Source organism: Gordonia sp. VNK21, assembly GCF_046098115.1.
Lineage (GTDB): Bacteria > Actinomycetota > Actinomycetes > Mycobacteriales > Mycobacteriaceae > Gordonia.
Genome location: NZ_JBJURU010000013.1, coordinates 38,604 through 64,550 on the forward strand (window position 1 = coordinate 38,604; position 25,947 = coordinate 64,550).

General features: G+C 68.3%; 24 protein-coding genes. 15 read left to right on the forward strand and 9 right to left on the reverse strand.

The genetic code is table 11. The annotated features are described in order from the left end of the window. The first annotated feature begins 18 nt into the window (after positions 1 to 18). Positions 19 to 1,170, forward strand: a complete 1,152-nt coding sequence (locus ACJMNC_RS14885) for an acyl-CoA dehydrogenase family protein (protein ID WP_408948747.1) — start codon at positions 19 to 21, stop codon at positions 1,168 to 1,170. 48 nt (positions 1,171 to 1,218) lie between these two features. After that, complete coding sequence (locus ACJMNC_RS14890; RefSeq protein ID WP_408948748.1) at positions 1,219 to 1,980, forward strand: GntR family transcriptional regulator; 762 nt, start codon at positions 1,219 to 1,221, stop codon at positions 1,978 to 1,980. Here the strand turns inward: ACJMNC_RS14890 and ACJMNC_RS14895 are convergent, their stop codons facing one another. Next, on the reverse strand, positions 1,981 to 2,958 hold the full coding sequence (locus ACJMNC_RS14895) for an NAD(P)H-dependent flavin oxidoreductase (RefSeq protein WP_408948749.1): 978 nt from the start codon (positions 2,956 to 2,958) through the stop codon (positions 1,981 to 1,983). 241 nt (positions 2,959 to 3,199) lie between these two features. Here ACJMNC_RS14895 and ACJMNC_RS14900 point away from each other — a divergent pair, with 241 nt between their 5' ends. The 3 genes from ACJMNC_RS14900 to ACJMNC_RS14910 all read left to right on the forward strand — a co-directional run bounded on the left by ACJMNC_RS14900 (position 3,200) and on the right by ACJMNC_RS14910 (position 5,657). Next, positions 3,200 to 4,201 carry a phosphotransferase family protein gene (locus ACJMNC_RS14900; RefSeq protein ID WP_408948750.1) on the forward strand — a complete coding sequence of 334 codons (1,002 nt, stop codon included), beginning with the start codon at positions 3,200 to 3,202 and terminating at the stop codon, positions 4,199 to 4,201. Positions 4,202 to 4,257: 56 nt separating this feature from the next. Continuing rightward, positions 4,258 to 5,166, forward strand: coding sequence for a hypothetical protein (locus ACJMNC_RS14905; RefSeq protein WP_408948751.1), 909 nt, complete (start codon positions 4,258 to 4,260; stop codon positions 5,164 to 5,166). An 86-nt stretch (positions 5,167 to 5,252) separates the two neighbouring features. Next, entirely contained in the window at positions 5,253 to 5,657 is a 405-nt protein-coding gene (locus tag ACJMNC_RS14910; RefSeq protein WP_408948752.1) for a nuclear transport factor 2 family protein, read from the forward strand. Between the two features lie 30 nt (positions 5,658 to 5,687). Here ACJMNC_RS14910 and ACJMNC_RS14915 read toward each other — a convergent pair whose 3' ends face one another. Next, the gene (locus tag ACJMNC_RS14915) at positions 5,688 to 6,536 is read right to left on the reverse strand and encodes a hypothetical protein (protein ID WP_408948753.1); all 849 of its coding nucleotides are present in this window, start codon (positions 6,534 to 6,536) and stop codon (positions 5,688 to 5,690) included. A 219-nt stretch (positions 6,537 to 6,755) separates the two neighbouring features. On the opposite strand from ACJMNC_RS14915, the gene ACJMNC_RS14920 reads away from it, so the two are divergent. Together ACJMNC_RS14920 and ACJMNC_RS14925 are read left to right on the forward strand one after the other, a co-directional pair. Then, on the forward strand, positions 6,756 to 8,156 hold the full coding sequence (locus ACJMNC_RS14920) for an FAD-binding oxidoreductase (RefSeq protein ID WP_408948754.1): 1,401 nt from the start codon (positions 6,756 to 6,758) through the stop codon (positions 8,154 to 8,156). 11 nt (positions 8,157 to 8,167) lie between these two features. Further along, positions 8,168 to 9,724, forward strand: coding sequence for an acetolactate synthase large subunit (locus ACJMNC_RS14925; protein ID WP_408948755.1), 1,557 nt, complete (start codon positions 8,168 to 8,170; stop codon positions 9,722 to 9,724). Positions 9,725 to 9,904: 180 nt separating this feature from the next. Here ACJMNC_RS14925 and ACJMNC_RS14930 read toward each other — a convergent pair whose 3' ends face one another. Further along, positions 9,905 to 10,999, reverse strand: coding sequence for an inositol-3-phosphate synthase (locus ACJMNC_RS14930; protein ID WP_408948756.1), 1,095 nt, complete (start codon positions 10,997 to 10,999; stop codon positions 9,905 to 9,907). Continuing rightward, the gene (locus tag ACJMNC_RS14935; RefSeq protein ID WP_408948757.1) at positions 10,992 to 11,639 is read right to left on the reverse strand and encodes a PadR family transcriptional regulator; all 648 of its coding nucleotides are present in this window, start codon (positions 11,637 to 11,639) and stop codon (positions 10,992 to 10,994) included. Before ACJMNC_RS14935 ends, ACJMNC_RS14930 begins: the two co-directional genes overlap by 8 nt. Before the next feature lie 149 nt (positions 11,640 to 11,788). Here ACJMNC_RS14935 and ACJMNC_RS14940 point away from each other — a divergent pair, with 149 nt between their 5' ends. The 3 genes from ACJMNC_RS14940 to ACJMNC_RS14950 all read left to right on the forward strand — a co-directional run bounded on the left by ACJMNC_RS14940 (position 11,789) and on the right by ACJMNC_RS14950 (position 16,318). After that, positions 11,789 to 12,178, forward strand: a complete 390-nt coding sequence (locus ACJMNC_RS14940; RefSeq protein WP_408948758.1) for a DUF5318 family protein — start codon at positions 11,789 to 11,791, stop codon at positions 12,176 to 12,178. A 92-nt stretch (positions 12,179 to 12,270) separates the two neighbouring features. Further along, positions 12,271 to 14,595 carry a transglycosylase domain-containing protein gene (locus ACJMNC_RS14945; RefSeq protein ID WP_408948759.1) on the forward strand — a complete coding sequence of 775 codons (2,325 nt, stop codon included), beginning with the start codon at positions 12,271 to 12,273 and terminating at the stop codon, positions 14,593 to 14,595. A gap of 7 nt (positions 14,596 to 14,602) precedes the next feature. Continuing rightward, positions 14,603 to 16,318, forward strand: a complete 1,716-nt coding sequence (locus ACJMNC_RS14950; RefSeq protein WP_408948760.1) for a glycosyltransferase family 87 protein — start codon at positions 14,603 to 14,605, stop codon at positions 16,316 to 16,318. Positions 16,319 to 16,687: 369 nt separating this feature from the next. On the opposite strand, the gene ACJMNC_RS14955 is transcribed toward ACJMNC_RS14950, so the two are convergent. Continuing rightward, complete coding sequence (locus ACJMNC_RS14955; protein WP_408948761.1) at positions 16,688 to 18,739, reverse strand: GNAT family N-acetyltransferase; 2,052 nt, start codon at positions 18,737 to 18,739, stop codon at positions 16,688 to 16,690. Between the two features lie 137 nt (positions 18,740 to 18,876). Here ACJMNC_RS14955 and rpsF point away from each other — a divergent pair, with 137 nt between their 5' ends. The 4 genes from rpsF to rplI all read left to right on the forward strand — a co-directional run bounded on the left by rpsF (position 18,877) and on the right by rplI (position 20,601). Then, positions 18,877 to 19,158, forward strand: coding sequence for a 30S ribosomal protein S6 (gene rpsF / locus ACJMNC_RS14960; protein WP_408948762.1), 282 nt, complete (start codon positions 18,877 to 18,879; stop codon positions 19,156 to 19,158). 128 nt (positions 19,159 to 19,286) lie between these two features. Then, positions 19,287 to 19,829, forward strand: coding sequence for a single-stranded DNA-binding protein (locus ACJMNC_RS14965; protein ID WP_408948763.1), 543 nt, complete (start codon positions 19,287 to 19,289; stop codon positions 19,827 to 19,829). Between the two features lie 42 nt (positions 19,830 to 19,871). Continuing rightward, positions 19,872 to 20,129, forward strand: a complete 258-nt coding sequence (gene rpsR, locus ACJMNC_RS14970; protein ID WP_408948764.1) for a 30S ribosomal protein S18 — start codon at positions 19,872 to 19,874, stop codon at positions 20,127 to 20,129. A gap of 19 nt (positions 20,130 to 20,148) precedes the next feature. After that, complete coding sequence (rplI, locus tag ACJMNC_RS14975; protein WP_408948765.1) at positions 20,149 to 20,601, forward strand: 50S ribosomal protein L9; 453 nt, start codon at positions 20,149 to 20,151, stop codon at positions 20,599 to 20,601. Positions 20,602 to 20,731: 130 nt separating this feature from the next. Here the strand turns inward: rplI and ACJMNC_RS14980 are convergent, their stop codons facing one another. Continuing rightward, positions 20,732 to 21,313 (reverse strand): hypothetical protein, encoded by a 582-nt coding sequence (locus ACJMNC_RS14980; RefSeq protein WP_408948766.1) that lies wholly within the window; start codon positions 21,311 to 21,313, stop codon positions 20,732 to 20,734. Positions 21,314 to 21,745: 432 nt separating this feature from the next. Here ACJMNC_RS14980 and dnaB point away from each other — a divergent pair, with 432 nt between their 5' ends. Beyond that, positions 21,746 to 23,962: a replicative DNA helicase gene (dnaB, locus tag ACJMNC_RS14985; protein WP_408948767.1), complete on the forward strand. Its 2,217-nt coding sequence runs from the start codon at positions 21,746 to 21,748 to the stop codon at positions 23,960 to 23,962. A gap of 258 nt (positions 23,963 to 24,220) precedes the next feature. On the opposite strand, the gene ACJMNC_RS14990 is transcribed toward dnaB, so the two are convergent. From ACJMNC_RS14990 to ACJMNC_RS15000, 3 genes are read right to left on the reverse strand one after another with little or no spacing between them, the layout of a single operon-like run. Further along, positions 24,221 to 24,766, reverse strand: coding sequence for a hypothetical protein (locus ACJMNC_RS14990; protein ID WP_408948768.1), 546 nt, complete (start codon positions 24,764 to 24,766; stop codon positions 24,221 to 24,223). Continuing rightward, on the reverse strand, positions 24,763 to 25,485 hold the full coding sequence (locus tag ACJMNC_RS14995) for a hypothetical protein (RefSeq protein WP_408948769.1): 723 nt from the start codon (positions 25,483 to 25,485) through the stop codon (positions 24,763 to 24,765). Before ACJMNC_RS14995 ends, ACJMNC_RS14990 begins: the two co-directional genes overlap by 4 nt. Next, positions 25,476 to 25,706: a hypothetical protein gene (locus ACJMNC_RS15000; protein ID WP_408948770.1), complete on the reverse strand. Its 231-nt coding sequence runs from the start codon at positions 25,704 to 25,706 to the stop codon at positions 25,476 to 25,478. Before ACJMNC_RS15000 ends, ACJMNC_RS14995 begins: the two co-directional genes overlap by 10 nt. Positions 25,707 to 25,947: the final 241 nt, after the last annotated feature.

Sequence of the window (25,947 nt, forward strand, 5' to 3'; positions counted from 1 at the left end):
ACAGGTGTGGTGCCTCGCATGAGCGAACTCAATCCGGAAGAGGAATACCTCGTCGAGACCGTCCGGTCCTTCATCGATCGCGAGGTGAAGCCGACGGTCCAGGAGGTTGAGCACGCGAACGAGTACCCGGAGAAGTGGATCGACCAGATGAAGTCGATCGGGATCTACGGGCTGGCGGTCCCCGAGGAATACGGCGGCTCGCCGGTGTCGATGACCTGCTACGCGCAGGTGACGCAGGAGCTGGCCCGCGGCTGGATGAGTCTGGCCGGTGCCATGGGAGGGCACACCGTGGTCGCCAAGCTGCTGGTGCAGTTCGGCACCGAGGAGCAGAAGGCGCAGTACCTGCCTCGGATGGCGACCGGTGAGCTGCGCGCCACGATGGCGCTCACCGAGCCGGGTGGCGGCTCGGATCTGCAGAACATCTCGACCGTGGCGAAGGCCGACGGCGAGGATCTGGTGATCAACGGCGCCAAGACGTGGATCTCGAATGCCCGCCGATCCGGGCTGATCGCTCTGCTGTGCAAGACCGATCCGGCGGCGCAGCCGCGGCACCGCGGGATCTCGGTGGTGCTGTGCGAACACGGTCCGGGGCTGACGGTCTCCCGTGATCTGCCCAAGCTCGGCTATAAGGGTGTCGAGACCTGTGAGCTGTCGTTCGACGGCTACCGGGTGCCCGCCTCGGCGGTGCTCGGCGGTGAGCCGGGCCGGGGCTTCGGTCAGATGATGAAGGGGCTGGAGACGGGCCGGATCCAGGTGGCCTCCCGGGCGCTCGGTGTGGCCACGGCGGCGCTGGAGGATTCGATGGCCTATGCCGCGCAGCGCGAGTCCTTCGGCAAGCCGATCTGGAAGCACCAGTCGATCGGCAACTATCTGGCCGAGATGGCCACCAAGCTGACGGCCGCACGCCAGCTCACCTGGTATGCGGCGCGGCGCTACGAGAGCGGCGATCGGTGCGACATGGAGGCCGGCATGGCCAAGCTGTACGCGTCCGAGGTGGCGATGGAGATCGCACTGAACGCTGTGCGCATCCACGGCGGTTACGGCTACTCCACTGAGTACGACGTCGAGCGCTACTTCCGCGATGCGCCGCTGATGATCGTCGGCGAGGGCACCAACGAGATCCAGCGCAATGTCATCGCCTCGCAGCTCATGTCCAGGGGTGCGCTGTGAGCGGTCCGCGGGAACGGCCGGGACGACGGCCATGACATCCTGGGCGTCATGAGATCGACGGGATCGGCCGAACCGGCGTACCGGGCTCTGGCGGCGACGATCCGGGAGCGGATACGCGCGGGCGACTACCGGGTGGAGGACAAGCTGCCGACCGAGTCCGAGCTCACCGCCGAGTTCGGGCTCAGCCGCCAGACCGTGCGCCGGGCCTTCGTCGATCTCGTCGCCGAAGGGCTGGTCTACCGGATCCCGGGAAGGGGGACCTTCGTCGCCCGCGGTCACGGCCGGTATCTCCGTCAGCTCGGTTCCATCGAGGACCTCATGAGCCTGTCCGACGACACCGACATGGAGATCGCTCAGGCGCCGGCGACCATGGTGGACCTGGCCGCGGCGGGGCGGCTGCGGCTGGACACCGACCGGGTGTGCCGGTTGATCCTGCGTCGCTTCAACGACCGGACGCCGTTCGTGATCACCGCCGTCTACTGGCCGGAGGACGTCGGCCGACTGGTCGAGGGCGCACGTGAACTGCACGCCGGAGCGGTCAGCCCGAACACCATGATCGGGCTTCTCGAACCTCATCTCGACTCGCCGATCGAGACCTGCTCGCAGTCGATCACCGCGGTCGGGGCCGATGCCGAGGTCTCCGCCGCGCTGGGCTGCGCGGTCGGTGAACCGGTGCTGCGCGTCGACCGGCTGTATTTCGATGCGAACGATCGGGCGATCGAGCTGGCGGTCAGCCACTTCCTGCCGGAGCAGTACACCTACCGGGTGACCCTCCGTCGCCAGTCGCTGCCGCGTCACGGCGAGCCCTGATCAGCGGCGCAGCCGGGCGGCCAGTTCGTCCGAGGCGCTCTCGAACTCCTGCGACAGCCTGGAGACCAGTTCACGCACGGTGGTGAGTGAGTTCGACGTCGCGACGCCCTGCCCGCATCCCCAGATGTCCCGCCACGGCCGGGGCCCGCCGGCGCCGTCGTCGCCGTCGACGGTCAACGCTCCCGGTGTCAGACTGCTCAGCGAGGCAGGATCGATGCCCGCGGCCTCGATGCTCCCGCGCAGGTAGTTGGCGGGCACCCCGGTGAACTTGTCGCTGTTGACGATGTCCGCGGCGGTCGCACCGATCACCATCTCCTTGTATTCGGGCACTGCGGTGGCCTCTTCGGTGGCGAGGAACGACGAACCCACATACGCGAGGTCGGCGCCGGCGGCGAGCGCCGCGAGAATCGACCGGCCGTGACCGAGGGCGCCCGAGAGCAGCAGTGGGCCGTCGAACCACTGACGGATCTCCTGGACCAGGGCGAACGGGGAGATGTTGCCGCCGTGGCCGCCGGCGCCGGCGGCCACGGCGATGAGCCCGTCGGCGCCGGCGGCCACGGCCTTGCGGGCGAACCTGTCGTTGACCACGTCGTGCAGAACGATCCCCCCGTACGAGTGCACGGCCTCGATCACGTCCGTGTTCACCCCGAGCGAGGTGACGATGATCGGAACCCGGTGGTCGACGATGGTCGCCAGGTCCTCTTCGAGGCGGTCGTTCGTCTTGTGCACGATCAGGTTCACGCCGAACGGGGCCACGATCGCGTCGGGATGGGCGGCCGAGAAGGCGGTGTTCTCCCGGTCGATCTGATCGAGCCACTCGGCGAGGCGGCTCGCCGGCCGCGCGTTCAGGGCGGGGAAGGTGCCGATGACTCCGGCCTGGCACTGCGCGGTCACCAGCTCGGGTCCGGAGGCGAGAAACATCGGCGCGCCCATCACCGGCAGGGTGAGTGGAGTTCGGAGCACGTCGGGAAGTGTCATGTCGGTAGACCTCGTGGGTGTGAAGGGTGTCCGAGGATCGGTGCGCGATCCTCCCGAGGCTTGACGCTAACAGAAATTTAATTTATGTTCGAATAGTAATTGTCGCTGGGAATGTCGCGACTGAGCGTGAGCTGCGGGTGGATCGACCCGCTCCGGCGGGCGATGCGTTGCCCGGCGAGACGAGAGGCGAGGCGGAATGGTCCGGTCACAGAGCGCTGCCGAGCCGGTCACTCCGGAGACGGTGGCAGCCCTGCTGCGTGAGAGCGGTATCGACGTCTCGGGCGGGGTCTCGCTGCGCCGCATCGGAATCGGGCAGTCGAATCTGACGTCGCTCATGACCGATGAGGCCGGGCGTGCCTGGGTGCTGCGGCAGCCTCCTCCCGGGGAGGGCGGGACGGCTCACGACATGGCTCGCGAAGTGCTCTTCCTCAAGGCGATGAGGAACACCGGCGTGCCGGTCCCGCAGGTGGTGGCAGACCGGGCGGAGGCGAACGGGCGCCTCTACTACGTCATGACCGAGATGCCCGGCGTGGTTCTGGAGAGCGAGGCCGACGCGGAAGGGCTCGATCCGGACACTCGGCGGGCGCTCGGCGAGGATGTCATCGATGTGCTCGCCCGGCTGCACACGCTCGACCCCGCTTCCGTGGGGCTCGGGCACCTCTCCTCGACGACGCCGTATGTCCGCCGCCAGATCCGTCGGGCGGCGCAGATGTGGGACCGGGTGGGCACGCAGTCCCCACTCGATCCGTTGTGGCGTGAGGTCTGCGACGGGCTCGATCGCTCGGTGCCCCCGGAGCCGCCGTCGGCCATCGTCCACGGAGACTATCGGCTCTCGAATCTCCTCGTCCGCAACGGCGCGGTCAGCGCAGTTCTGGACTGGGAGCTGGCTGCGGTCGGTGATCCGCTCGTCGATCTGGCCTGGCTGCTCGACGACTGGCGTGCACCGGACGAGCCGGCGATCGCCATGCCGTCGCCGACGCGGGCGGGCGGATTCCCGGACCGAGGCGCGCTCATCGAGCGATATGCGGCCGCAACGGGCATCGAGGCGAGGTACCTCGACGGTCTGGGCTTCTACCGCGCGCTCACCACCTGGCGGGCGGCGAGCCTCTTGCAGGGGGTGGTCGATCGACGCCGCTCAGGCCGGTTCGAGGATCACAGTGGGATCACCGTCGAGAGCATAGAGAACAGTGTGGCTGCACTTCTCGAGCAGTCGCAGATCCACCTCAGGAGCAGTGCCGCATGACCCCCGACGACGACTACACCCACGACGTCACCGACGAGCCCAACTTCAACGAGTCGATGTACTTCCAGTTCTACGACGGCGATGCCGGACTCGGCGGGTTCCTGCGTCTGGCGAACAGGCCCAATGAAGGCCATGCGGAACGCACCGTCTGCCTGTACCTGCCCGATGGGCGGGTGGCCTTCTCCTACGACCGCCCGACGATCACCGGCAATGACCGGCTCAGCAGCGGTGGCCTGACGGTCACGGTTCTCGAGCCCATGGAGTCACTGGAAGTGACCTTCGAGGGGGAGGTCAACGTGCTCGCAGACCCCCATTCTCTGGCAGATCCGAAGGCGGCGCTGTCGACCAGCCCGACCGTCGGCGTGACTGCGCGATTGACCTTCTCCCGGGTCGGTCCGCCGTACGCGGAGACCTTTGACGACGACGGGGGTTCCTTCGCCCCGAACCACTACGAGCAGTCCATGCGAGTGGCCGGCGATGTGACCATAGACGGTGAATCGAGGACCGTGGCCGGTTACGGACTGCGGGACCACTCGTGGGGGCCGCGGTCGTGGCAGGCGCCGTGGTTCTACCGCTGGGCGCACGGCACCGGCGGCTCGGTGTCGTTCATGGCGGCCTACTTCGGAAATCCCGACGGTACGTCTCGCCGTGGCGGATTCGTCGTCGACGACGGCGAGCTCATCCGGTGCGATTCGGTGGAGATCACGACCAGCCGAGACGAGTCGGATTACCAGCGAAATACCGTGGTCACACTGTCCTGCGCGGATCGCGCATGGGTTTTCGAGGGCGACGTTCACAGCAGTGTTCCGCTGCGGAACCGGAAGCGTGACGGAGACGGCTGGGCCATCACGCGAATCGTCGAAGGCGCGACCGTCTGGACCACACCGCGCGGCGAGACGATCCACGGGATGACCGAGTATCTGGATCAGATCGTCGACGCCGTGCCGGTGGGCCTCTCAGTCTGATCTGAGGGCTGGTCGAGATCTACGCATCCTCGATGCCCCCGAGCTGGTACGACAGACGGCAGACAGACGGGAAGACGGGAGAACCGATGAGTACGGGTATCGATGTGCAGGCCGGTGTGGCCGGCTGGCACGGCTTCGTCGCCGACCCGCAGCCCGATCGGCTCCGGGAGATGATCGACGACGCGGCGGTGTTCAAGTCCCCGGCAGTGCACACCCCGCAACGCGGCCGGGAGAAGGTCTTCGCCTATCTGTGGGCAGCCATCCAGGTGCTGGGGCCGACGATCGAATACGGCAGGCAGTGGACGGCCGAGGACTCGGCCGTCCTGGGCTTCACCGCCGTCGTCGACGGGCTCGATGTGGAGGGCGTGGACGTGATCACCTGGAATGAGCAGGGCAGGATCGTCGACTTCACCGTCCTGGTCCGGCCGTACAAGGGACTCGGTGCGCTGATCGGAGCGATGGGTCTGCAGTTGGCCTCGGACGCGTCCTAGCGCCGGCCCGTCCGGGCGGACGGAAAGTGGTCAGTTGAGGGTCAGCGCCGTCGCCGTCGACTGGGCGTACCGGTGACCGTCGTCGTCGACGAGCACCGAGTCCACCACGGACAGCCGGCGTCCGCTGCGCAGCACCGTCGAGACCCATCGGTAGCCGGTCTCGGACAGAGTCGGTGAGCGCATGATCTCCAGCGACAGATCGATCACCTGCCGGCGCAGCGGCGAGGCCTGTGCGGCGGCCTGGTCGGCGACCGCCGCAGCGCAGCCCAGAATCACCCCGCCCTGCACCGAGCCGATGCCGTTGTCCATCCACGGCTGCGGCCGCCAGCGCGTCGCCAGTGCGGTGCCGTCCGCGGCGGGTGCGGTCGCCGCGAGTCCGTTGTCGAGGGCATCGTCGACGGCGACGGCCTGACCGGCGACCGGCGGTGCGACCGCCGACCGGGTGACCGCCATGGTCCGGCAGGTGACCGAACCGATCACGGCGCCGCCGGCAAAGATCTTCCCGGCGGCGAGCGCATTGCCCCGGACGCTGTCGACGGTGAGGGTTTCACCGGCGACGAGCACAGTGGCCGGGCCGGCCACCGCAGGCGTCAGCGACACCGACAGCCGGGCGACCACGTTCTCGGCGTCGGCGGAGATCAGACCGTACGTGGGCGCCCCGCCGGCGACGTCGATCAGTACGCCGAGCGAATCGATGCCGATGAAGCCGTGCCGGTCCAGGCGGGCGGCGGTGATCTGCTGTTCGCAGACCGCCGCACCGGCGGCGGTCCGGCCGCGGTAGCGCACGCCCAGGACGCGTGACGACGAGTCGGCGCCGATCCGGGCGATCATCGGGTCCCCGGGATCGAGCACCGGGACGGGGGTCTGCTCTGCTGTCACTGTCTCACCTGATCTGCGTTCATCGTCGGCCGCCGGCGTCTCGACGTTCTGCGGCCACCTCGACACTAACCTATAGGCTTTAGGATTCGGCGGTTCGGGAGGCGCCGCGCGGGTGAATCGGTCCGTAACGAGGGACGAGATTCTCTGGTCGCCGCCGTGCGGGTCGGCGTACGTTCAGTTCGGATACACGACCGTACCCAATGACCTGCGAGGTGACCGATGTCCCAGGGAGCCGACGGAATCGCCGAGAGCTTCGCCGCCGTCGTCGGCGCCGGGAACCTACTCACCGGAACGGACGCCGGTCCCGACTACAGCCACGACGAAGCCCTCGTGGGCGACCCGGTCGTCCCGCGCTTCGTGGCCCGGCCGGAGACGGCAGAGCAGGTGGCGGCGCTGCTGGCGGTCGCCTCGTCGGCCGGGGTGCCGGTCACCGCACGCGGGAGCGGCACCGGCCTGTCCGGGGCCGCGCGTCCGTTGCCGGACGGCCTGGTGGTCTCCTTCGAGAAGATGGACTCCATCGTCGAGATCGACGTGGCCAACCAGGTCGCGGTGGTCCAGCCCGGCGTGACCCTGGCCCGGCTCGACGCCGCCACCGCCGAACACGGCCTGGCGTACCAGGTCTTCCCCGGGGAGCAGAGCGCGAGCCTGGGCGGCAACGTCGGCACCAACGCCGGCGGCATGCGCGCGGTCAAGTACGGCGTCACCCGGCACAACGTGCTGGGGCTGCAGGCGGCGCTGCCCACCGGACGGCTGATCCGCCTCGGTGGCAAGATCACCAAACTCTCCAGCGGTTACGACCTCACCCAGCTCATCATCGGCTCCGAGGGCACCCTCGCGCTGGCCACCGAGGTGACCGTGCGGCTGTACCCGCGCCTGGCGCATGCGGCCACCCTGCTGGTCCCATTCCCCGATCTGCGCGCGGTCACCGACGCGGTGCCGGCCGTGCTGCGCACCGGCGTGGACCCGGACCTGCTCGAATACATCGACGCCTTCACCCTCGCCGCCATCAGTGCCGCACAGAACCTCGACCTCGGGGTTCCGGAGGACGTCCGGCAGGCCGCACAGGCCTACCTGGTCGTCGGGCTCGAAAGCCGGGAGCGCGACCGTCTCGACGCCGACGTGCAACTGCTTGGGGAGCTGGCCGAATCACTCGGGGCGCTGGATCTGTACGTCCTGGAAGGCCCTTCGGCGCGGACCCTGATCGAGGCCAGGGAGAAGGCCTTCTGGATGGGCAAGGCGGCCGGGGCCGACGACGTGATCGACACCGTGGTGCCGCGCGCCCAGATGTCCGGCTTCCTCGACCGGGCCCGGGAACTCGCCGGGCGGGCGGGAGCCGGCGTGGTGGGCTGCGGGCATGCCGGCGACGGCAATGTTCATCTGGCCGTCTTCTGCCCCGACGAAGCCGTACGCCACCAGCTGCTGCACGAGATCTTCTCCGCCGCAGTGGAACTCGGCGGCGCCATCGCCGGCGAGCACGGACTCGGCCGGATCAAGGCCGGCCACTACCGCGATCTGGAAGACCCCGCCGTGCTGGAGTTGATGAGCGCCGTCAAACGCGCCTTCGATCCGGCAGGCATCCTCAACCCCGGGGCGCTGCTGAGCCTCCCGGACCACCACTGAAGGGACGCACGATGACCACTGGTGCCCAGGCGCTGATGACCACCCTGCTCGACTCGGGCGTGAGGGTGTGTTTCGCCAACCCCGGTACCTCCGAGATGCACTTCGTCGCCGCCCTGGACGACGTCCCCGAGATGCGCGGCGTGCTGTGCCTGTTCGAGGGGGTGGTCACCGGGGCCGCCGACGGCTACGCCCGGATGACCGGCACGCCGGCGGCCACGCTGCTGCACCTCGGTGCCGGCCTGGGCAACGGGCTGGCGAATCTGCACAACGCCCGCAGAGCTCGCGTACCCCTGGTCAACGTGATCGGCGACCACGCCACCTATCACAAGCAGTACGACGCGCCGCTCGAATCCGATATCGAACCGCTCGCCGAATGGACCCACGGCTGGGTGCGCCGGATCTCCGACGGCACCACCATCGGGACCGACACCGCCGAGGCCGTCGCCGCTGCTCAGGCCACCCCGGGCCGGGTGGCCAACCTGATCCTGCCCGCCGACATCTCCTGGAGCGAGGGCGGTGTGCCGGCCGCACCGGCCGGCGTCGCCGGGGCCACCGCCCCGGATCGGGCGACAGTGCAGCAGATCGCCGAGATGCTGCGCAGCGGCGAACGGGCGGTACTTCTGATCGGCGGCCCCGCCGCCGGGGAGCGTGGACAGCGGGCCGCCGACCGCATCGCCGCCGCGACCGGGGCCACACCGCTGGTGGAGACCTTCCCGGTCCGGCACACGCGCGGCGCCGGGGTGCCGGCGATGGACCGGCTCGGCTACCTGGCCGAGGCCGCGCAGGCTCAGCTCGACGGGGCCGCGCATCTGATCGTGGCCGGGGCCGCCGCCCCCGTGTCGTTCTTCGCCTACCCCGGCAAGGCCAGCAGTCTGGTGCCCGAGGGCGCGCAGCTGCACACTCTCGCCGAGACCGGGGTGGACGTGGTGGCCGCTCTCGAGGAACTGGCCGGGCTGGTGGCCCCGGACGTCGAGCCCCGGCCGGCCCCGGCGGCGGTGCCTGAGCTCCCGTCGGGACCGCTCGACGCCGCCAACTGGGTGCAGGTGATCGGGGCGCTGCTGCCCGAGAACGCGATCATCTCCGACGAGACCAACACCTCGGGCCTGCTGCTGCCGGCCGCCACCGCCGGTTCGCCCAAACACGATGTGCTCACCCTGACCGGCGGGGCCATCGGCCAGGGGCTGCCGGTGGCCGTCGGGGCGGCGGTCGCCGAGCCGGACCGGCCGGTGCTCGCCCTGCAGGCCGACGGCAGCGCCGCCTACACCATCTCCGCGCTGTGGACGATGGCGCGGGAGAACCTGAACGTGACCGTGGTGCTGCTGAACAACCACGCCTACGCGATCCTGCGGCTGGAACTGTCCCGCACCGGTGCCGGCAACGGCGGACCCAAGGCCAACGAACTGCTGGATCTGGCCCGCCCGGATATGGACTTCGCCGGAATCGCCGAAGGATTCGGGGTCCCGGCCACCGTCGCGAACACCTGCGAGGAGCTCGCCGAACAGTTCGCGGCGGCCGTCGCCGCACCCGGACCCCACCTGATCGACGCCCGCATCCCGCCGCTGCTCTGACCGGATCGGCTCGGCCGAAAAACTTCGGCACAGAAGTGTGCACCAGATCCGCTCAACTGTGCCGAAGTCTCCGGACGAGCGAGCGCGGCGATGCGACAACCCGCCCCGGGAGGAGTCCGGGGCGGGTTGTCGGAGTATCGGCGAGGCGCCGGGGACGGGCGCAGCCCGTCGCTCGGGCTCCTACTCGGCGCCGATGATGAAGGCCTCGAGCTGAGCGCGCGCCTTGTCGTCGGCGATCTGCTCCGGCGGGCTCTTCATCAGGTAGGCCGAGGCCGGCAGGATCGGGCCGCCGAGGCCGCGGTCCTTGGCGATCTTCGCCGCGCGCACGGCATCGATGATGATGCCGGCCGAGTTCGGGGAGTCCCAGACCTCGAGCTTGTACTCCAGGTTCAGCGGGGCGTCGCCGAAGGCACGGCCCTCGAGGCGCACGTAGGCCCACTTGCGGTCGTCGAGCCACTGGACGTAGTCCGACGGGCCGATGTGCACATTCTTGTCGTAGACCTTGCCGGCCAGCGGGCCGTCCAGGATCGAGGTCACGGCCTGGGTCTTGGAGACCTTCTTCGACTCCAGACGCTCACGCTCGAGCATGTTCTTGAAGTCCATGTTGCCGCCGACGTTGAGCTGGTAGGTGCGGTCGAGCTCGACGCCGCGGTCCTCGAACAGCTTGGCCATCACGCGGTGGGTGATGGTGGCGCCCACCTGGCTCTTGATGTCGTCGCCGACGATCGGCACGCCGGCGTCGGCGAACTTCTTGGCCCACTCGGGGTCCGAGGCGATGAACACCGGCAGGGCGTTGACGAAGGCCACGCCCGCGTCGATCGCACACTGCGCGTAGAACTTGTCGGCCTGCTCCGAGCCCACCGGAAGGTAGCTGACCAGGACGTCCACCTGGTTGTCCTTGAGCGCCTGCACCACGTCCACACCGTCGCCGTCGGCCTCGGTGATGGTCTCCTTGTAGTACTTGCCCAGACCGTCGAGGGTGTGGCCGCGCTGGACGGTCACGTCCAGCGGGGGCACGTCGGCGATCTTGATGGTGTTGTTCTCGCTGGCGTTGATCGCCTCCGAGAGGTCGAAGCCCACCTTCTTGGCGTCCACGTCGAACGCGGCCACGAACTCGACGTCGCGGACGTGGTACGGGCCGAACTTGACGTGCATCAGGCCGGGGACGGTGGCGTTGTCGTCGGCATCCTTGTAGTAGTGAACGCCCTGGACCAGGGATGAGGCGCAGTTACCCACGCCAACGATGGCCACGCGCACTTTATTGGTGTCACCCACGGTCGGGTTCTCCTTCTTGTTGCGGCGGAACGGCGGAATGCTGTGCCGCCGGGTTCTTTCCTTCTTCACCGTCGCCGGCGGGACTGCCGGCGACGGGGAGTTCTTCTGGGACCGATCCCGACGCTTCGTCGGCGATCAGTTTGTTCAGCCACTGCACCTCGCGCTCGGACGACTCGAGGCTGAGCTCGTGCATCTGGCGGGTGTAGTGGTCTGAAGCCTTGGTGGACCGGCCGAGGAGATCGCGCAGCGATTCACGGCGCTCCTCGACCTGACGCCGGCGGCCTTCGAGGATGCGCATCCGGGCCACCGCGGGGGTGCGGCTGAAAAAGGCCAGATGCACGCCGAAGCCGTCATCGGTGTAGGTCTGCGGGCCGGTGTCGGCGACCAGCTCGGTGAAGCGGGCCTCACCGGCCGGAGTCAGCCGGTAGACGCGCCGGGCGCGCCGCACCTTGGTGCCGACGGCACCGGGCGACTCGTCCTCGGCGATCAGTCCGTCGGCCTGCATGCGACGCAGCGTCGGGTACAGCGAGCCGTACGAGAACGCGCGGAACGCGCCGAGCAGTCCGGTGAGCCGCTTGCGCAACTCGTAGCCGTGCATCGGGGATTCGAGGAGGAGCCCGAGGATCGCCAGTTCCAGCACGTCGGCACTCCTCTCGTCTCGTTACTTCGCCGTGATGCAGCAGCAAATGTATCGCACCGATATAACTGATGTCGATCCAGTGCGGCCGGGCGAAGGGTTGATCTGCATCACAGGACCGGCCCGCCCGGCACCCGACTACGCTGAAAGGCGTGTACCGACAGGTCGTGGACTATGCGCTGGTGAAGCGCTCGCGGCTGGCCGACGTACGGAGCGGCCGCGTCCCGCTCGAGCAGGTCTGCGATGCCGATCGCTACCTGTTGCGAGCTGCGCGTTTTCATGGCGCCGTGGGCGACGAGGCCTGCCCGGTCTGCCGGAAGGAGCAGGTCACCCTGGTGTCCTGGGTCTTCGGCGAGCACCTCGGCCGGGCAGCGGGTTCGGCCCGCACCGACGCCGAGATCGCAGTCCTGGCCGGCCGGTGTGACGAATTCACCGTGCACGTGGTGGAGGTGTGCCGAACCTGCCGGTGGAACCAATTGGTCACCTCGTACGTTGCCGGTAGGGCGCCTGCGGCGACGCGTCGCCGTGCCGCCAAGGCGTGAGCACAGTTGGCGATGCGGGCTCTGTGCGTCACTCTTGTTAAGGACCTTCAAGTGAGTTGTCAGCAGTGTGACTGCGGGAGAAGTGGTGAACGATGACCAGCGAGACTAAGCGGACCGGCGAGGATCCGGGCGCGCCCCGGCGTCGACGCATCAAGATCATCGCGTGGGTGGCCGGAGTGGCCGCCGGCATCGTTCCGCTGGTCGCGATCGTCGGCGTCCTCGCCTTCCTGATCACCTATCTCACCGTCACCGTGCCCGCGCCGGGCGACATCAAGCAGAACCAGGTGGCCACCATCGTCGACAGCAAAGGCGGGGTGATCGACCGCGTCGTGCCGCCGGAGGGCAACCGCATCGACGTCAAGTACGACCAGATCCCCACCTCGATGGTCGAGGCCGTCAAGGCCGCCGAGGACCGCGACTTCGACTCGAACTCCGGTTTCTCGGTCACCGGCTTCGGCCGCGCCGCGCTCGGCAAACTCCGCGGCACCGACGCCGGCGGCGGTTCGACCATCACCCAGCAGTACGTGAAGAACGCGATGGTCGGCGACGAGGTCTCCTACAAGCGCAAGTTCAAAGAACTCGCGATCGCCACCAAGATGTCCCGGCAGTGGGCCAAAGAAGACATCATGACCGCGTACCTGAACACCATCTACTTCGGCCGCGGCGCCTACGGCATCGCCGCCGCCGCGAAGGCCTACTTCAACATCGACCTGACCAAGCCCACCAAGAACGGCAAGCCGGCGCTCAACGACGCCCAGTCCGCGCTGCTGGCCGGCATCATCCGCGGCCCGTCGCTCTACGACCCGGCCGTCGATGAGCAACTGGCCATTGCGCGCTGGACCTACGTCCTCGACGGCATGGTGAAGATCGGCGCACTGCCGCGCAGTGAATTCGACGAGATGACCGTGCTCGACGGCGGGGTGCCCGAGGGCTTCCCCAAGACCATCAAGCCCAAGGCCGTCGAAACCGGTGCGGCGGGCGGGCCGAACGGACTCATCCGCCGGCAGGTGCTCGCCGAGCTGGACCAGCTGGGCATCACCGAGCAGGAGATCCGCACCGACGGTCTGCGCATCACCACCTCGATCGATCCGAAGGTGCAGAAGGCGCTGGTGAGCGCCTCCCGGGACAAGCTCTCCGGTGAACCGGACGATCTGCGCACGGCGTCTGTCTCGATCGACCCGAACACCGGCGGCATCGTCGGCTACTACGGCGGCGAGGACGGTCAGGGCTGGGACTACGCCTCCACGGGTCTGCAGACGGGCTCGGTGTTCAAGGTGTTCGCGCTGGTCGCGGCCCTCGAGCAGGACATCCCGCTGTCCAAGACCTACTCGTCGGACCCGTACACCAACGCGCAGGGCCTGGTGGTGGAGAACTCCGAGGGCGAATCCTGCGGCACCTGCAACCTGGCGACCGCCATGAAGATGTCGCTCAACACCGTCTACTACCGGCTGATGATGGACCTCAAGCACGGTGCCGACGACGTGGCCGACGCCGCCCACCGGGCCGGTGTGGCCGAGAGCTTCGGCGACGTGCAGCACACGCTGGCCAATGCCAACGGGCACAGTGAGGGCGGTGTGGTCCTCGGCCAGTACGACTCGCGGGTGCTCGACCTGGCCTCGGCGTACGCCACCCTGGCCGCCTCGGGGATCTACCGTGAACCGTTCCTGGTGCAGAAGGTGGAGACCTCCTCCGGTGAGGTGCGCTACGAGCGGGAGAAGCAGAAGGGCAAGCGCGTCTTCTCCGCCGCGGTCGCCGACAACGTGACCGCCGCCCTCGAACCGGTCGCGGCCTACTCCAACGGCAACTCGCTGTACGACTCGTCGCTCGGCGCCCGGCCGTCGGCCTCCAAGACCGGCACCGCGCAGCTCGGCAACACCGGCAACAACCGGTATGCGTGGATGGTCGGCTACACCCCGCAGCTGTCCACCGCCGTCTGGGTGGGCACAGAGAAGGGCAACGAGCCGCTGCGCAACTACGGCGGCGCCGCCATCTACGGCAGCGGTCTGCCCGCGCAGATCTGGAAGGCCGCCATGGATCAGGCGCTCGCGGGTGACCCGATCAAGAACTTCCCGGATCCCGATCCGATCGGCGGACAGGCCGGCGTTCCCTACGAGCCGCCGCCGGTGACCACCTACGAGGACTACCCGACGCAGACCAACACCCGCACCCGGCAACGTCCGCGGGTGCCGGTGCCCACGCAGGGTGACGACGGCAACGTGACCGTCGCGCCGGGCTGGACCATCCCATGGGGTGACGGCGGCGGCAACGGAAACGGCAACGGCACGGGCAACGGAAACGGCAACGGCACGGGCAACGGCGGCGGCAACAGCGGCGGCGGATCCGGTGACGACGGCACGGAAGGCGAGAGCGGCCAATTGATGGGCCCGGACGATCAGTCGCCGGTCCCAGCCGCCTAGGACCCGGGTGAGCACCAGTCGGCCCGACGATCCGGCGGACGCCGCGACGGCCCCGTTCGCCGCGGCGTCCCCGGAGGCGATGCCGTCTGAGACCGGGCCGTCTGAGACCGGGCAGTCTGGAACCGGGGCGCTTGGAACCGGGGCGGGGGACGAGCCGGACGCCGCGGCGCCGTCGAGCGAGTCCCCGCCGGTGATCACCTCGACGCTCACCGATCCGCGGACCGGCCGTGAGCGGGTCTACGAGTCCCCGCTCCCGCTGGACGACGAACTGCAGATCGACGTCGAACGGGTGTTGCCCACCCGCGTCAACGCGCAGGCCGCGGCCGCGAGCGGCGTGATCGGGGGACCGATCGGCTGGCACGCTGCGATCGGGCGCAGCCGCGCCTGGACCCCGGTGCGCGTGGTGCTGCTGCTGGCGCTGCTGGCGATGTCGCTCAGCTGGTTCGGCAAGTCCGGCTGCATCCAGCAGGCACCGGTCGAGGGGCAGCCCGGGCAGGTCCGGCTCAACTGGGACAACCAGCGGCAGTTCTACGGGCTCTGCTACACCGACCTGGTGGCCGGCTACCAGACCAACCGGCTCACCCCGGGCGATCTGGCCCGCGGCACCATGCCGTTCCGTACGTACTGGACCGAGAACGACGGACAGACGCGCTCGTCGATGGCCGAGCCGGTGGCGGTGGGGATGTTCGCCTACGGCGTCGCGCAGCTGGCGCGCGGCTGGCAGAACCTGGCCGATCAGGTCCCGCTGATCCCGGACACGCTCGACGTGGTGGCCTTCTTCAACATCGCCGCGCTGCTGCTGGCCGTGTTCTGGCTGCTCGCGGTGTGGGCGACGATGCGCACGGACCGGCGCCGGCCGTGGCTCGGCGCGCTGGTGGCGCTGTCGCCGCTGGCCATGGTGCATGCGTTCACCGCGTACCAGGTGATCCCGGTGATGCTGGTCGCGCTGGCGTTGCTGTGCTGGGCTGAGCGACGTCCGCTGGGCACTGGGATCTTCCTGGGCCTGGCCTGTGCGTCGGCGCTGTATCCGCTGCTGCTGGTGGTGGCGCTGGGCGTGATCTGCGTCCGCGAGCGGCGGGTGGCGCAGTGGGGTACCACCGTGGTGACCGGGGCGGTCGCCTGGACCGTGGTGAATCTGCCGATCCTGCTGAACTATCCGACCGGCTGGGGCGAGTACTACCGGGAGCTGTGGCGCAACGGCGCCCAGCCCGACAGTCTCTACCGCGTCATCGAGGAGCTCGGCGGCTGGAGCCCGTCGACGGATCTGCTCAACGCGCTGTGGCTGCTGTTGCTGGCCGCGGTCGTCGCCGGGGTGGCCTATGCGGGGCTGCGGGCCCGGCGCACGCCCACCGCTGCGCAGCTGATGTTCCTGCTGGTCGCCGGTTATCTGCTGGTCGGCAAGGAGTGGTCGCCGGAGAACTCGCTGTGGCTGGTGCCGCTGGCGGTGCTGGCGCTGGGCAACCACCCGCGGCTGCTGATCGCCTGGATGGTCGTCGACGCGCTGGTGTGGGTGCCCCGGATGGGACTGTTCCTCGACGAGGACCGCAAATGGCTGCCCGATGACTGGTTCTACGCCGCGGTGATCGTCCGCGCCGTCGTGGTGGCGGGCCTGTGCGCAGTGGTGCTGTACGACATGCTGCGCCCGCGCGCGCCGCGCACTCCCCAGTACGTCCCGCCCGCCGACGATCTGCTGACCGCCTCCCCGGCCGCCGCCGTTCGCTGACCGGCCTTTCTGGCTGGTCGACAATCCTCTTCGGTGCCCGGCGTTGCCTTCCGCACTGGCCGAGTGCGGTGCTCTTCTGGTTGCCCGGTGTTCGGTTCCTTTGGTGGCCGAGTGCGGTGCTCTTCCGGTTGCCCGGCGTTCCGTTCCTGTTGTCCGGCGTTCCGTTCCTTTGGTGGCCGAGTGCGGTGCTCTTCTGGTTGTCCGGCGTTCCGTTCCTGTTGTCCGGCGTTCCGTTCCTTTGGTGGCCGAGTGCCGCCCGAGGAACGAGGGCGGTGTATCGAGGCCCCGCCGGTGCCGCGCCGGGTCTCGATACACCCGTCTCGGCTAGCGCCTCGCCGGGCACTCGACCGCCGAAGACGGACACCCCGCCTACGGACGGACGCTGCGTGTCCCGACCCGCGACTCCAGGTCGCCGCGCGCGAGCGGCCAGTCGTCGTCGACCATCGCGAACTGTGCGGTGGTGCGCCAGCCGCCGGTGAACCGGCGGTGTTTGCGCAGCGGTCCCTCGAACCGCGCACCGAGCGCGCCGATCGCCGCCCGGGAGCGGTCGTTGTTCTCGTGTGTGTGCCACACCACGCGCACGGCATCGCAGCCGGTGAAGGCGTAGTCGAGCAGCAGAAGTTTGGCGGCCGGATTGATCCGGGTGCCCTGCGCCGCCGGCGTATAGAAGGTGTAGCCGATCGCGAGCGTCTGCTCGGCGGCGTCGACGTCGTAGAAGCTGGTGGTGCCCACCAGTTCTCCGGTCTGTTCGTCGACGACGGCGAAGGCCACCCGGGCCGGGTCGGCGGCGGCTGCGGCGATGTATGCCAGCGCCTCCTCGGTCCCTGCGGGCACCCCCGGCGACCACCGGCTCATCTCCGCATGCGCGTCACCGGCCAGCGCGCCGAGCGCCTGCGCGTCGGCGGGCTCGAGTGGGCGCAGCAGCACGTTGTACCCGGAGAGCACGGGCCGGCCCAGCCAGGCGTCGGCGCGGGCGGCGTCGGCCGCGGCCAGCCGGGTGAGTGGACCGTCACCGGGCAGCGCGGTGCGCAGATACGAGCCCAGCGGCTCCCGCAGCGCCATCCGGGAGCCGGCGATCACGAAGTAGGCCAGCAGCACCACATGCACCCACACCGCAAGGTTCACCCCCGAGATCACCCACCACTTCATCGGCGCGCCGGAGGTGTTGATCCCGAGCAGCCGGAAGATCGTCAGATCCAGGATGGTGTCGGTCACCAGGTAGGCGGCCACGGCCGGCCACGGCACCGCGAGGATCGCGAAGAACGGCAGAAGCCACAGCGTGTACTGCGGCGAATGCACCTTGTGGAAGAGCATGAACCCGGACAGCATCGCGAAACTCGCACCGATCCAGGGGAATCGGCCGATCACGCCCATCCGGCGCCAGGCCAGATACAGCGCGGTGAGCAGCGAGACGGCGATGAGCAGCGGCGAGAGCACTCCGACCACCGTGTTGTAGGTGTCGCGGTTCATCAGCAGCCGCAGACTCCAGTACCAGAACGAGTTGGTGTCCAGGTCGGCCTTGCGCTGGCCCTGGAACTCCAGCGCCGCGCGCCAGCCCTGGTATCCGGCGATCATGAACGGCACCTGGATCACCAGGGTGGTGAGCACGGCGGCGGCCACCACCCAGGCGGCGCCGGCCCAGTCGAGCACTCGTCTCCGGCCGGCCCGCAGGGCGGCGAGCGTCGCCTCCGAGGGCGATCCGCCGGTGAGCACGTACAGGGCCAGCGGCACCACGAACAGGCCCGGATAGATCTTCAGCGAGAAGCCGATCGCCAGCAGCACCGAGGCGATGATCGACGACGTGCGCAGCGACCATCGTCGCCGCCCGGTCGCGGGATGGACGCTCCCGCCGTAGGCGAGCACCGCCACGGCCGCCACGGCGGTGAAGACCACCGGCAGCTCCCAGTTGTGGAAGGCGTAGAGCACCAGCGGCGGGGTGGCCGCCCACAGCAGCACCCACCAGCGGGTCAGCAGCGCCAGCATGACGGTGATCGCCACCGCGAACGGGATCAGCATCAACACGGTGTGGTTGAAGAACTGCTGATCGTTGTGCGCGCCGATCGCACCGGCCCACATCATCAGTCCGGACAGCACCGGGTACTCGACCACACCGCCGAACAGATGTCCCTGCTCGTTGATACCGCCGTGGATGTACGGGAAGACGTGGTTGTCGATGTCCCGGCCCACCCACAGCAGCACGATGTCCGAGTAGCAGGGAATGATCTGCTGGGGATCGCCGACGGGGAAGTTGAAACTGCGTCCGTCCGGATGGAACGGACCGCCGGTGCACAGTGCTTTGACCCGATAACTCCAGGTCAGCGTGGCGGCGGTGAACAGCAGCGAGGTGATCAGCACCAGCGCGGTCTCGCCGCGCTGCAGGATTCGCGGGCGCACGCGCGCCGGGGAGGGGGCCGGGGGCATGGTTCGACTTTAGAGGCAGCCCCGGCGATTTCCCTGGTCAGGGCCTGCTCATGTATCTTGGACGGGTTGCCGACGCAGGCGACCCTCCTGCCGCGGAACGTCCGTGGCCGATAGCCCATAGGAGGTGATGTGGTCTCATGCGTCATTACGAATTGATGGTCATCCTCGACCCGAGTCTGGACGAGCGTACCGTCGGCCCGTCGCTGGACACGTTCCTGAACGTGGTCCGCAAGGACGGTGGATCGGTCGACAACGTCGACATCTGGGGCAAGCGCCGTCTTGCTTACGAGATCGCCAAGAACAGCGAGGGCATCTACGCCGTCGTCGATCTGAACGCGACCCCGGACACGGTGAACGAGCTCGACCGTCAGCTGAAGCTGAACGAGTCGGTGCTGCGTACCAAGGTCCTGCGCAAGTAATTCTGCGCACCTCGTCCACAGTCTTGAACTGAGCGCGCCCCGTCAGTGGCGGCCGATAGGGTAGATCGAAACCACCCGCAGGCCGCACCGGATGGACGGTGCACTCACACGATTGCAGGGAGTCTGGCATGACTGACACGATCATCACCGTCGTCGGGAACTTGACCGCCGATCCGGAACTGCGGTTCACCGCATCCGGTGCTCCGGTGGCCAACTTCACGGTGGCCTCCACCCCGCGCACCTTCGATCGTCAGACCAACGAATGGAAAGACGGCGAAGCCCTCTTCCTGCGTTGCAGCATCTGGCGGGACGCGGCGGAGAACGTGACCGAGTCGCTCACCAAGGGCACCCGTGTGGTGGTGCAGGGCAAGCTCAAGCAGCGGTCGTACGAAACCCGTGAAGGGGAGCGTCGCACCGTGGTGGAGCTGGAAGTGGATGAGATCGGTCCTTCGCTGCGCTACGCCACCGCCAAGGTCACCCGCACTCCGCGTGGTGGCAGCGGCGGGGGCGGCGGCTTCGGCGGCGGCGGATACCAGGGCGGCAACGCCGGCGGGGGCCAGGGCGCCCCGGCCGCCGCGCCGCGCCAGGCCGCCCCGGCCGACGACCCGTGGGGCAGCGCACCGCCCGCCTCCGGCGGTTTCGCCGGCGGCGACGACGAACCACCCTTCTGATACCGGGCTCGCCGGCCCGGAAGCATTAACTGGAGCAAACACATGGCAAAGCAAAAGGGGCGCAAGCCCCGCGTCGAGAAGGTCACCAAGGCCAAGGCCTGCACCTTCTGCAAGGACAAGAAGGCCGCCGAGATCGACTACAAGGACACCGCGCTGCTGCGCCGTTTCCTGTCCGATCGCGGCAAGATCCGCTCGCGCCGGGTGACCGGCAACTGCGTCCAGCACCAGCGGGACATCGCGGTGGCCGTCAAGAACTCGCGTGAGGTGGCCCTGCTGCCCTTCACCTCGACCGGCCGCTGAGCAGAAGGGAATCACTGACATGAAGCTGATCCTGACTGCTGCTGTCGAGAACCTCGGCGAGGCCGGGGACACCGTCGAGGTGCGTGACGGCTACGGCCGCAACTTCCTGCTGCCCCGCGGCCTGGCGATCGTCGCCACCCGCGGCGCCGAGAAGCAGGTCGAGGGCATTCGCCGGGCCCAGCAGGCCCGCGCCGTGCGCGACCTGGACCACGCCAACGAGCTCAAGCAGGCCATCGAGGGCCTCGAGTCGGTCTCGCTGACCGTCAAGACCCACGATTCGGGCAAGCTGTTCGGTTCGGTGACCGCCGGCGACGTCGCCGGCGCGATCCGCGCCGCCGGTGGTCCGTCCGTGGAGAAGCGGAACGTGGAACTGCCCAAGGGCCACATCAAGGCCGTCGGCTCGTACCCGGTGGTCGTGAAGCTGCACCCGCAGGTGCAGGCCAAGGTCGCTCTCGCGGTCGTTACCGCCTGAGTCGTCTTCTGACACAACTGCTTTCGCCGGTCACCCCTGAACAGGGGTGACCGGCGAAAGTGGTTTCAGGGGCCGCTGGGGCCGGTGCCGCGGCGCGCCGGAGGTGCCACCGTGCGCGGTGTGGGCCGGTCTAGCGCAGACTCTTCGGCAGGTAGCGGGCCGGCGGATTCTTGCTGTGGTCGGTCGCGCCCTTGGGGTAGTAGAACTTATGCCACCCGCGGGCGATGATGAACGCCCGGTTGGGGCTGGCGCACGAGACCACACCCGAACGCGGGCGCGCACAGGCGACGTTGCCGACGGTCACCCGCTCGCCCACGTGCAGAACCGGGGTGCGGAAGCCTGCCCGCGAACCCCACCGGAACGTGGTATTGGGCGGCACCCACCAGGGGCCCGACTGGGAGGCGACGATGGCCACGCCGGTGGTGTGCGGCGGGGCGGTGGCCGGCTTGCCCTGGCAGGCCACCTCGCCCGGATTGGGGCCGAGCTGGCAGCGGAAACTCCCGGCCCGGAAGAAGTGCCGGCCGTCGTCGACGTAGGCCAGCGACCGGAAGGTGTTCGGGTTGACCGGCGTGTAGCGGCCGAAGTCCAGTTCGGCGGGCGCGGCCGAGGCCGCCCCGGTGCTCGGCAGGAGCGCACCGCCGACCAGGGTCAGCGCTGCGGCGGCCACCGCCGTCAGTACGCGGGCGAGTCGGTTCGAGGCGATGGCAGACACGAGTCCATGACAACACGATCGGTGGTGCCGGGCGGCCCGAACGGCCGAATTGTCCCTCGTTCTGCTCGTGCTGGGCCGTGGTCGGCGAAGCGGTCCCTACTCCCGGGTAGGGGGCAGCCTCAAGCCGTGCTCGACACCCGGAGCGGTGTGGCGCAACGCAACACGCCGAGCGTGGAACAAGTTCTCGGCTGTGGATTGTGCAAACCCCTTCTGACCTGCGAGAACATACTGAAAAAAGTTGAGAAAATGTCGTATGTGCACAGACTTCTCCACACCGTTACCTGTTGAAACATTGATTCTCCACATCTTGTCTACAGGTTTCTCCACAGGCTCCAGTTGTCCTTGTCGGTGGCGGGCCATAACCTCTCGGGTTATTCGAATTCGCCGTCGCGTCATCCGCGCGGCACCTTGAGCCGGGGAAGGGGACCGAGCGTGACCGAAACGGGCGACCGCACCGTCGACGCGTCTCTGCCGGAACCTCCTCCCGCCCCCGAGGAGACGCTCCGCCAGCCGCCGCAGGACACCGCGGCCGAGCAGTCGGTGCTCGGCGGCATGCTGCTGTCGAAGGACGCGATCGCCGACGTCCTCGAGCGCATCAAGCCGGACGACTTCTACAAGCCCGCCCACCAGGCCGTCTACGACGCGATCCTGGAGCTGTACGGGCGCGGGGAGCCGGCCGACGCGGTGACCGTGGCCGCCGAACTCGAGCGGAAGGGCGAACTGCGCAAGGTCGGCGGGGCGCCGTATCTGCACACGCTGATCTCCACGGTGCCCACGGCGGCCAACGCCGGGTACTACGCCGAGATCGTGGCGGAGAAGGCCATCCTGCGCCGTCTGGTGCAGGCCGGCACCCGGATCGTGCAGTACGGCTACGCCGGCTCGGACGGTCAGGACGTCGCCGAGGTGGTCGACCGGGCGCAGGCGGAGATCTACGAGGTCACCGAGCGCCGCGCATCCGAGGACTACGTCATCCTCGACGAACTGATGCAGCCCACGCTCGACGAGCTCGACTCCATCGCCTCGCGCGGCGGGCTCTCGCTGGGCGTGCCCACCGGCTTCGCCGACCTGGACAAGCTGACCAACGGGCTGCACCCCGGGCAGATGATCATCGTCGCCGCCCGCCCCGGCGTGGGGAAGGCGCTGGCGCTGGACACGCCGCTGCCCACCCCCACCGGCTGGACCCGGATGGGCAAGGTGGCGGTGGGCGATCGGCTGATCGGCGCCGACGGGCGGCCCACGACGGTGGTCGCAGCCACCGAGGTGCTCACCGACCGGCCCTGCTACGAGGTCGAGTTCGACGACGGTGCGCGGCTGGTGGCCGACCGCGACCACCAGTGGGCGGTCGACATCGACACCGCCCGCGGGGTGCTGACCACCGAGCAGCTGCGCTCGGTCGTGGGGGTGGCGACGGTGCCGAACCCGGCGCCGATGGAGCTGCCCGAGCGCGAGTTCGCCTACGGCCCGTACACGGTGGCGGCGCTGGCCGGCATGGCCTTCGACGACCCGGAGATCGGCGTGCGGATCGAGGCCGAGGGGACCGTCGACGTGATGACCCTGATGGCCGATCTGGCGGGGCTGATCCCGGAGGAGTACCTGCGCGGCTCGGTCCGGCAGCGGCGGGCACTGCTGTCCGGGATCCTCGACGCCCGGGCACGGGTGGACGACGACGGCTGGATCACCATTCCGTCGGCCACCCGGCACATGTCCGAGGTGCTCGCCGATCTTATCGCGAGCCTGGGCTACACCTTCCGGCGTGAGCGGACCGGCTGGCTGCGGATGGCCGCGCCGGACGACGTCTTCACCGTCCACGAGAAGCTGGTGCGGCATAAGGAGCTGCGGGCGCCGGCCTACCCGCGCCGGGTAGTGGCCGTCCGCGATGTGGCCTCGGTGCCGGTGCGCTGCGTGCAGGTGGACAACCGCGACCACCTGTACCTGGCCGGTGAGGCGATGGTGCCCACCCACAATTCGACGCTGGCGATGGACTTCCTGCGCTCGGCCTCCGTGCACAACGGACAGGCCTCCGCCATGTTCTCGCTGGAGATGAGCAAGACCGAGATCGTCATGCGTCTGCTGTCGGCGGAGGCTCGGGTCAAGCTCGGCGACATGCGCTCGGGAAACATGAGCGACGACGACTGGAGCCGGCTGGCCCGGCGGATGGGCGAGATCAGCGATGCGCCGCTGTTCATCGACGACTCGCCGAACCTGACCATGATGGAGATCCGGGCCAAGGCGCGCCGGCTCAAGCAGCGGCACGACCTCAAGCTGGTGGTGATCGACTACATGCAGCTGATGACCTCGGGCAAGAAGGTCGAGTCCCGTCAACAGGAGGTCTCCGAGTTCTCCCGCTCGATCAAGCTGCTGGCCAAGGAACTCGAGGTCCCGGTGGTGGCGATCAGCCAGCTGAACCGCGGCCCCGAGCAGCGCACCGACAAGCGGCCCCAGGTCTCGGATCTGCGTGAGTCGGGTTCACTCGAGCAGGACGCCGACATGGTGATCCTGCTGCACCGTCCCGACGCCTTCGAACGCGACGATCCGCGCGCCGGCGAGGCCGACATCATCGTCGGCAAGCACCGTAACGGCCCGACGGCCACGATCACCGTCGCCCACCAACTGCACCTCTCCAAGTTCGTCGACATGGCCCGCGGCTGAGCGGCTAGCCGTCGTTGCCTCTACGGCGGAAGGGACTGTGCGCGATGAAGAGCTGAAGTCGACGATCTCAAAGATGCACGCGGAGACCCACAGAGCATATGGAGCGCGGAAGTGTGGCTTAGGTTGAACCGACAGCGAGGCGCCGATTGCTCGGTGTGTTGTGGAGCCGCTGATCACCGGACTCGACCTGGCTGGCGGGCGCGGTCTCGGATGCGTGCCAGTCACGCGCGTCAGGACTGCCGGGTGCCGGCGGCCGGGTCAGGGTTCGGGCCAGTCGATGTTGAGGTGGTTCATCCAGGAGTCGAAGGGGGTGCCGATGATGCCGAGTTCGTCGCTGACGGGGCTGGGGTCGGCTTCGAGGTCGAGGAACGGCTGCGCGTCGACGCCGTACAGGGCGGTCGCGGCCGCGGCGGCCTGTGGGCCGGTCGTCGTGCGGGCGGCGGTGTCCGGTTCGGGTTCACTGTCCGGGTCGTGGACATAGGCGCGATAAAGACACTGGCCGCCGTCCGGGCCGAGGCGCCATACCTGGAAGACGACGCCGTATTCGTCGCCGTCTTCACAGATCACGGCACGCCCGTCGGGTAGTGCAGTGAAGAACTCTGCTTCCCGTCGGTCGGCGACCTGGCCTTGGATGTTCACCCCGACCCGCACCCCCGACTCGGTCGGGTCGATTTCGTAGTCGATGTCGTCGCCGGGGCCGCCGCCCGGGCCAGCGTTCAGTGCGGCCCGGATCTGTTCGACCATGCGTTCGCCGGCCGCTTCGTCGGGAAGATCGGCAACAACAACCAGTCCGTACGTACTCACCACGCCACCTTCGGTTCGGGAACAGTCACATCAGTCACATACTCGTCGGGTACACCGAGTTCAACAAGATTCTCGCGTCGCATATCGAGAAGCAACTCCTCCATCGCCGGCCGGTCCGCCGCCTCCAACGCGGCCAACAACGCTGGATAAAACACAGCACTCTTCTCATTTCTGTTTGCGAGGTGCTCGTCCTCGACGACCCACCGCAGATCAGCGATCAAATCGGGGAGTGAACGCGATCCCGTCAGTACGCGCCGCATAACCAGGAGTTGACGCGTATTCCCGTAGTACGGGTGACCTTTCCCGCGCTCGCACCAGCCGTTGAATTTCTCCTCGCTGATCGCCAGTCCTCGATCGAGGTTCCGTTCCTCTGTAAAGTTGTCCGTCTCGACGAAACTACTGAAATTCACCAATGCCTCGGGATCGTGAACATCAATCATTGAACGGTATACATCTCGTTTGGCGACACGGCTGATCCGACTCAGGTTATATCCGCTATCTCCGGTCTGGGAATAGCTCATCGGTTTTGCCAGGAGGCAACCCCAGGCGACGAAACGTCCCGAACTCGAGTTCTCGTGGTAGATGTACTGCGCCCACCAGTCGACGGGGACCCGCCAAACGTTGATCTTTCGCCCCCTACCCAAAGCGACCCAGTCGTCTCCGAGAAGCTCGACGCCGGCGGCCGAGACCTGTTTCCATTCCGCCGCGGTCAGTCCCATGGCAGATCTCCTTTTTCAATCACCACGAACCCGCTCACCCGAATCGCACCGACAATGGCATCCATCTTCTCGTTCGTATCGTAGACGAGTTTCTGCAAACCGGACCTCCACGACTTCGATATTCGGCTGTTCCCGGTATTCGGATCGAGAATCATGACGATGGTTTCCTGTCCGTTGATTCTCTGCGTGATAATAATGTCGGGACGCAGCGTCCCCTTCACGCCCCGGGGAATTGATCGAAGATTGCCATCACCGTCGCGACTGATAATTTTGCCGCGGAGCAGCGAAGGATCCGCTCGAACCGTGAATCCTGTGGCAAGTAGTAGTCCACTCACTTCTTCGGCGTACTCGGGACAGTGCTCGAGGCGATAGCCGCAGATGCGTCCGGCATACTTCTCCTTCCCGAGACCGCTTGTCGTTCCCGAGTCCGGCTGATCGGTCTCGGGAACGACGAACGGTCTC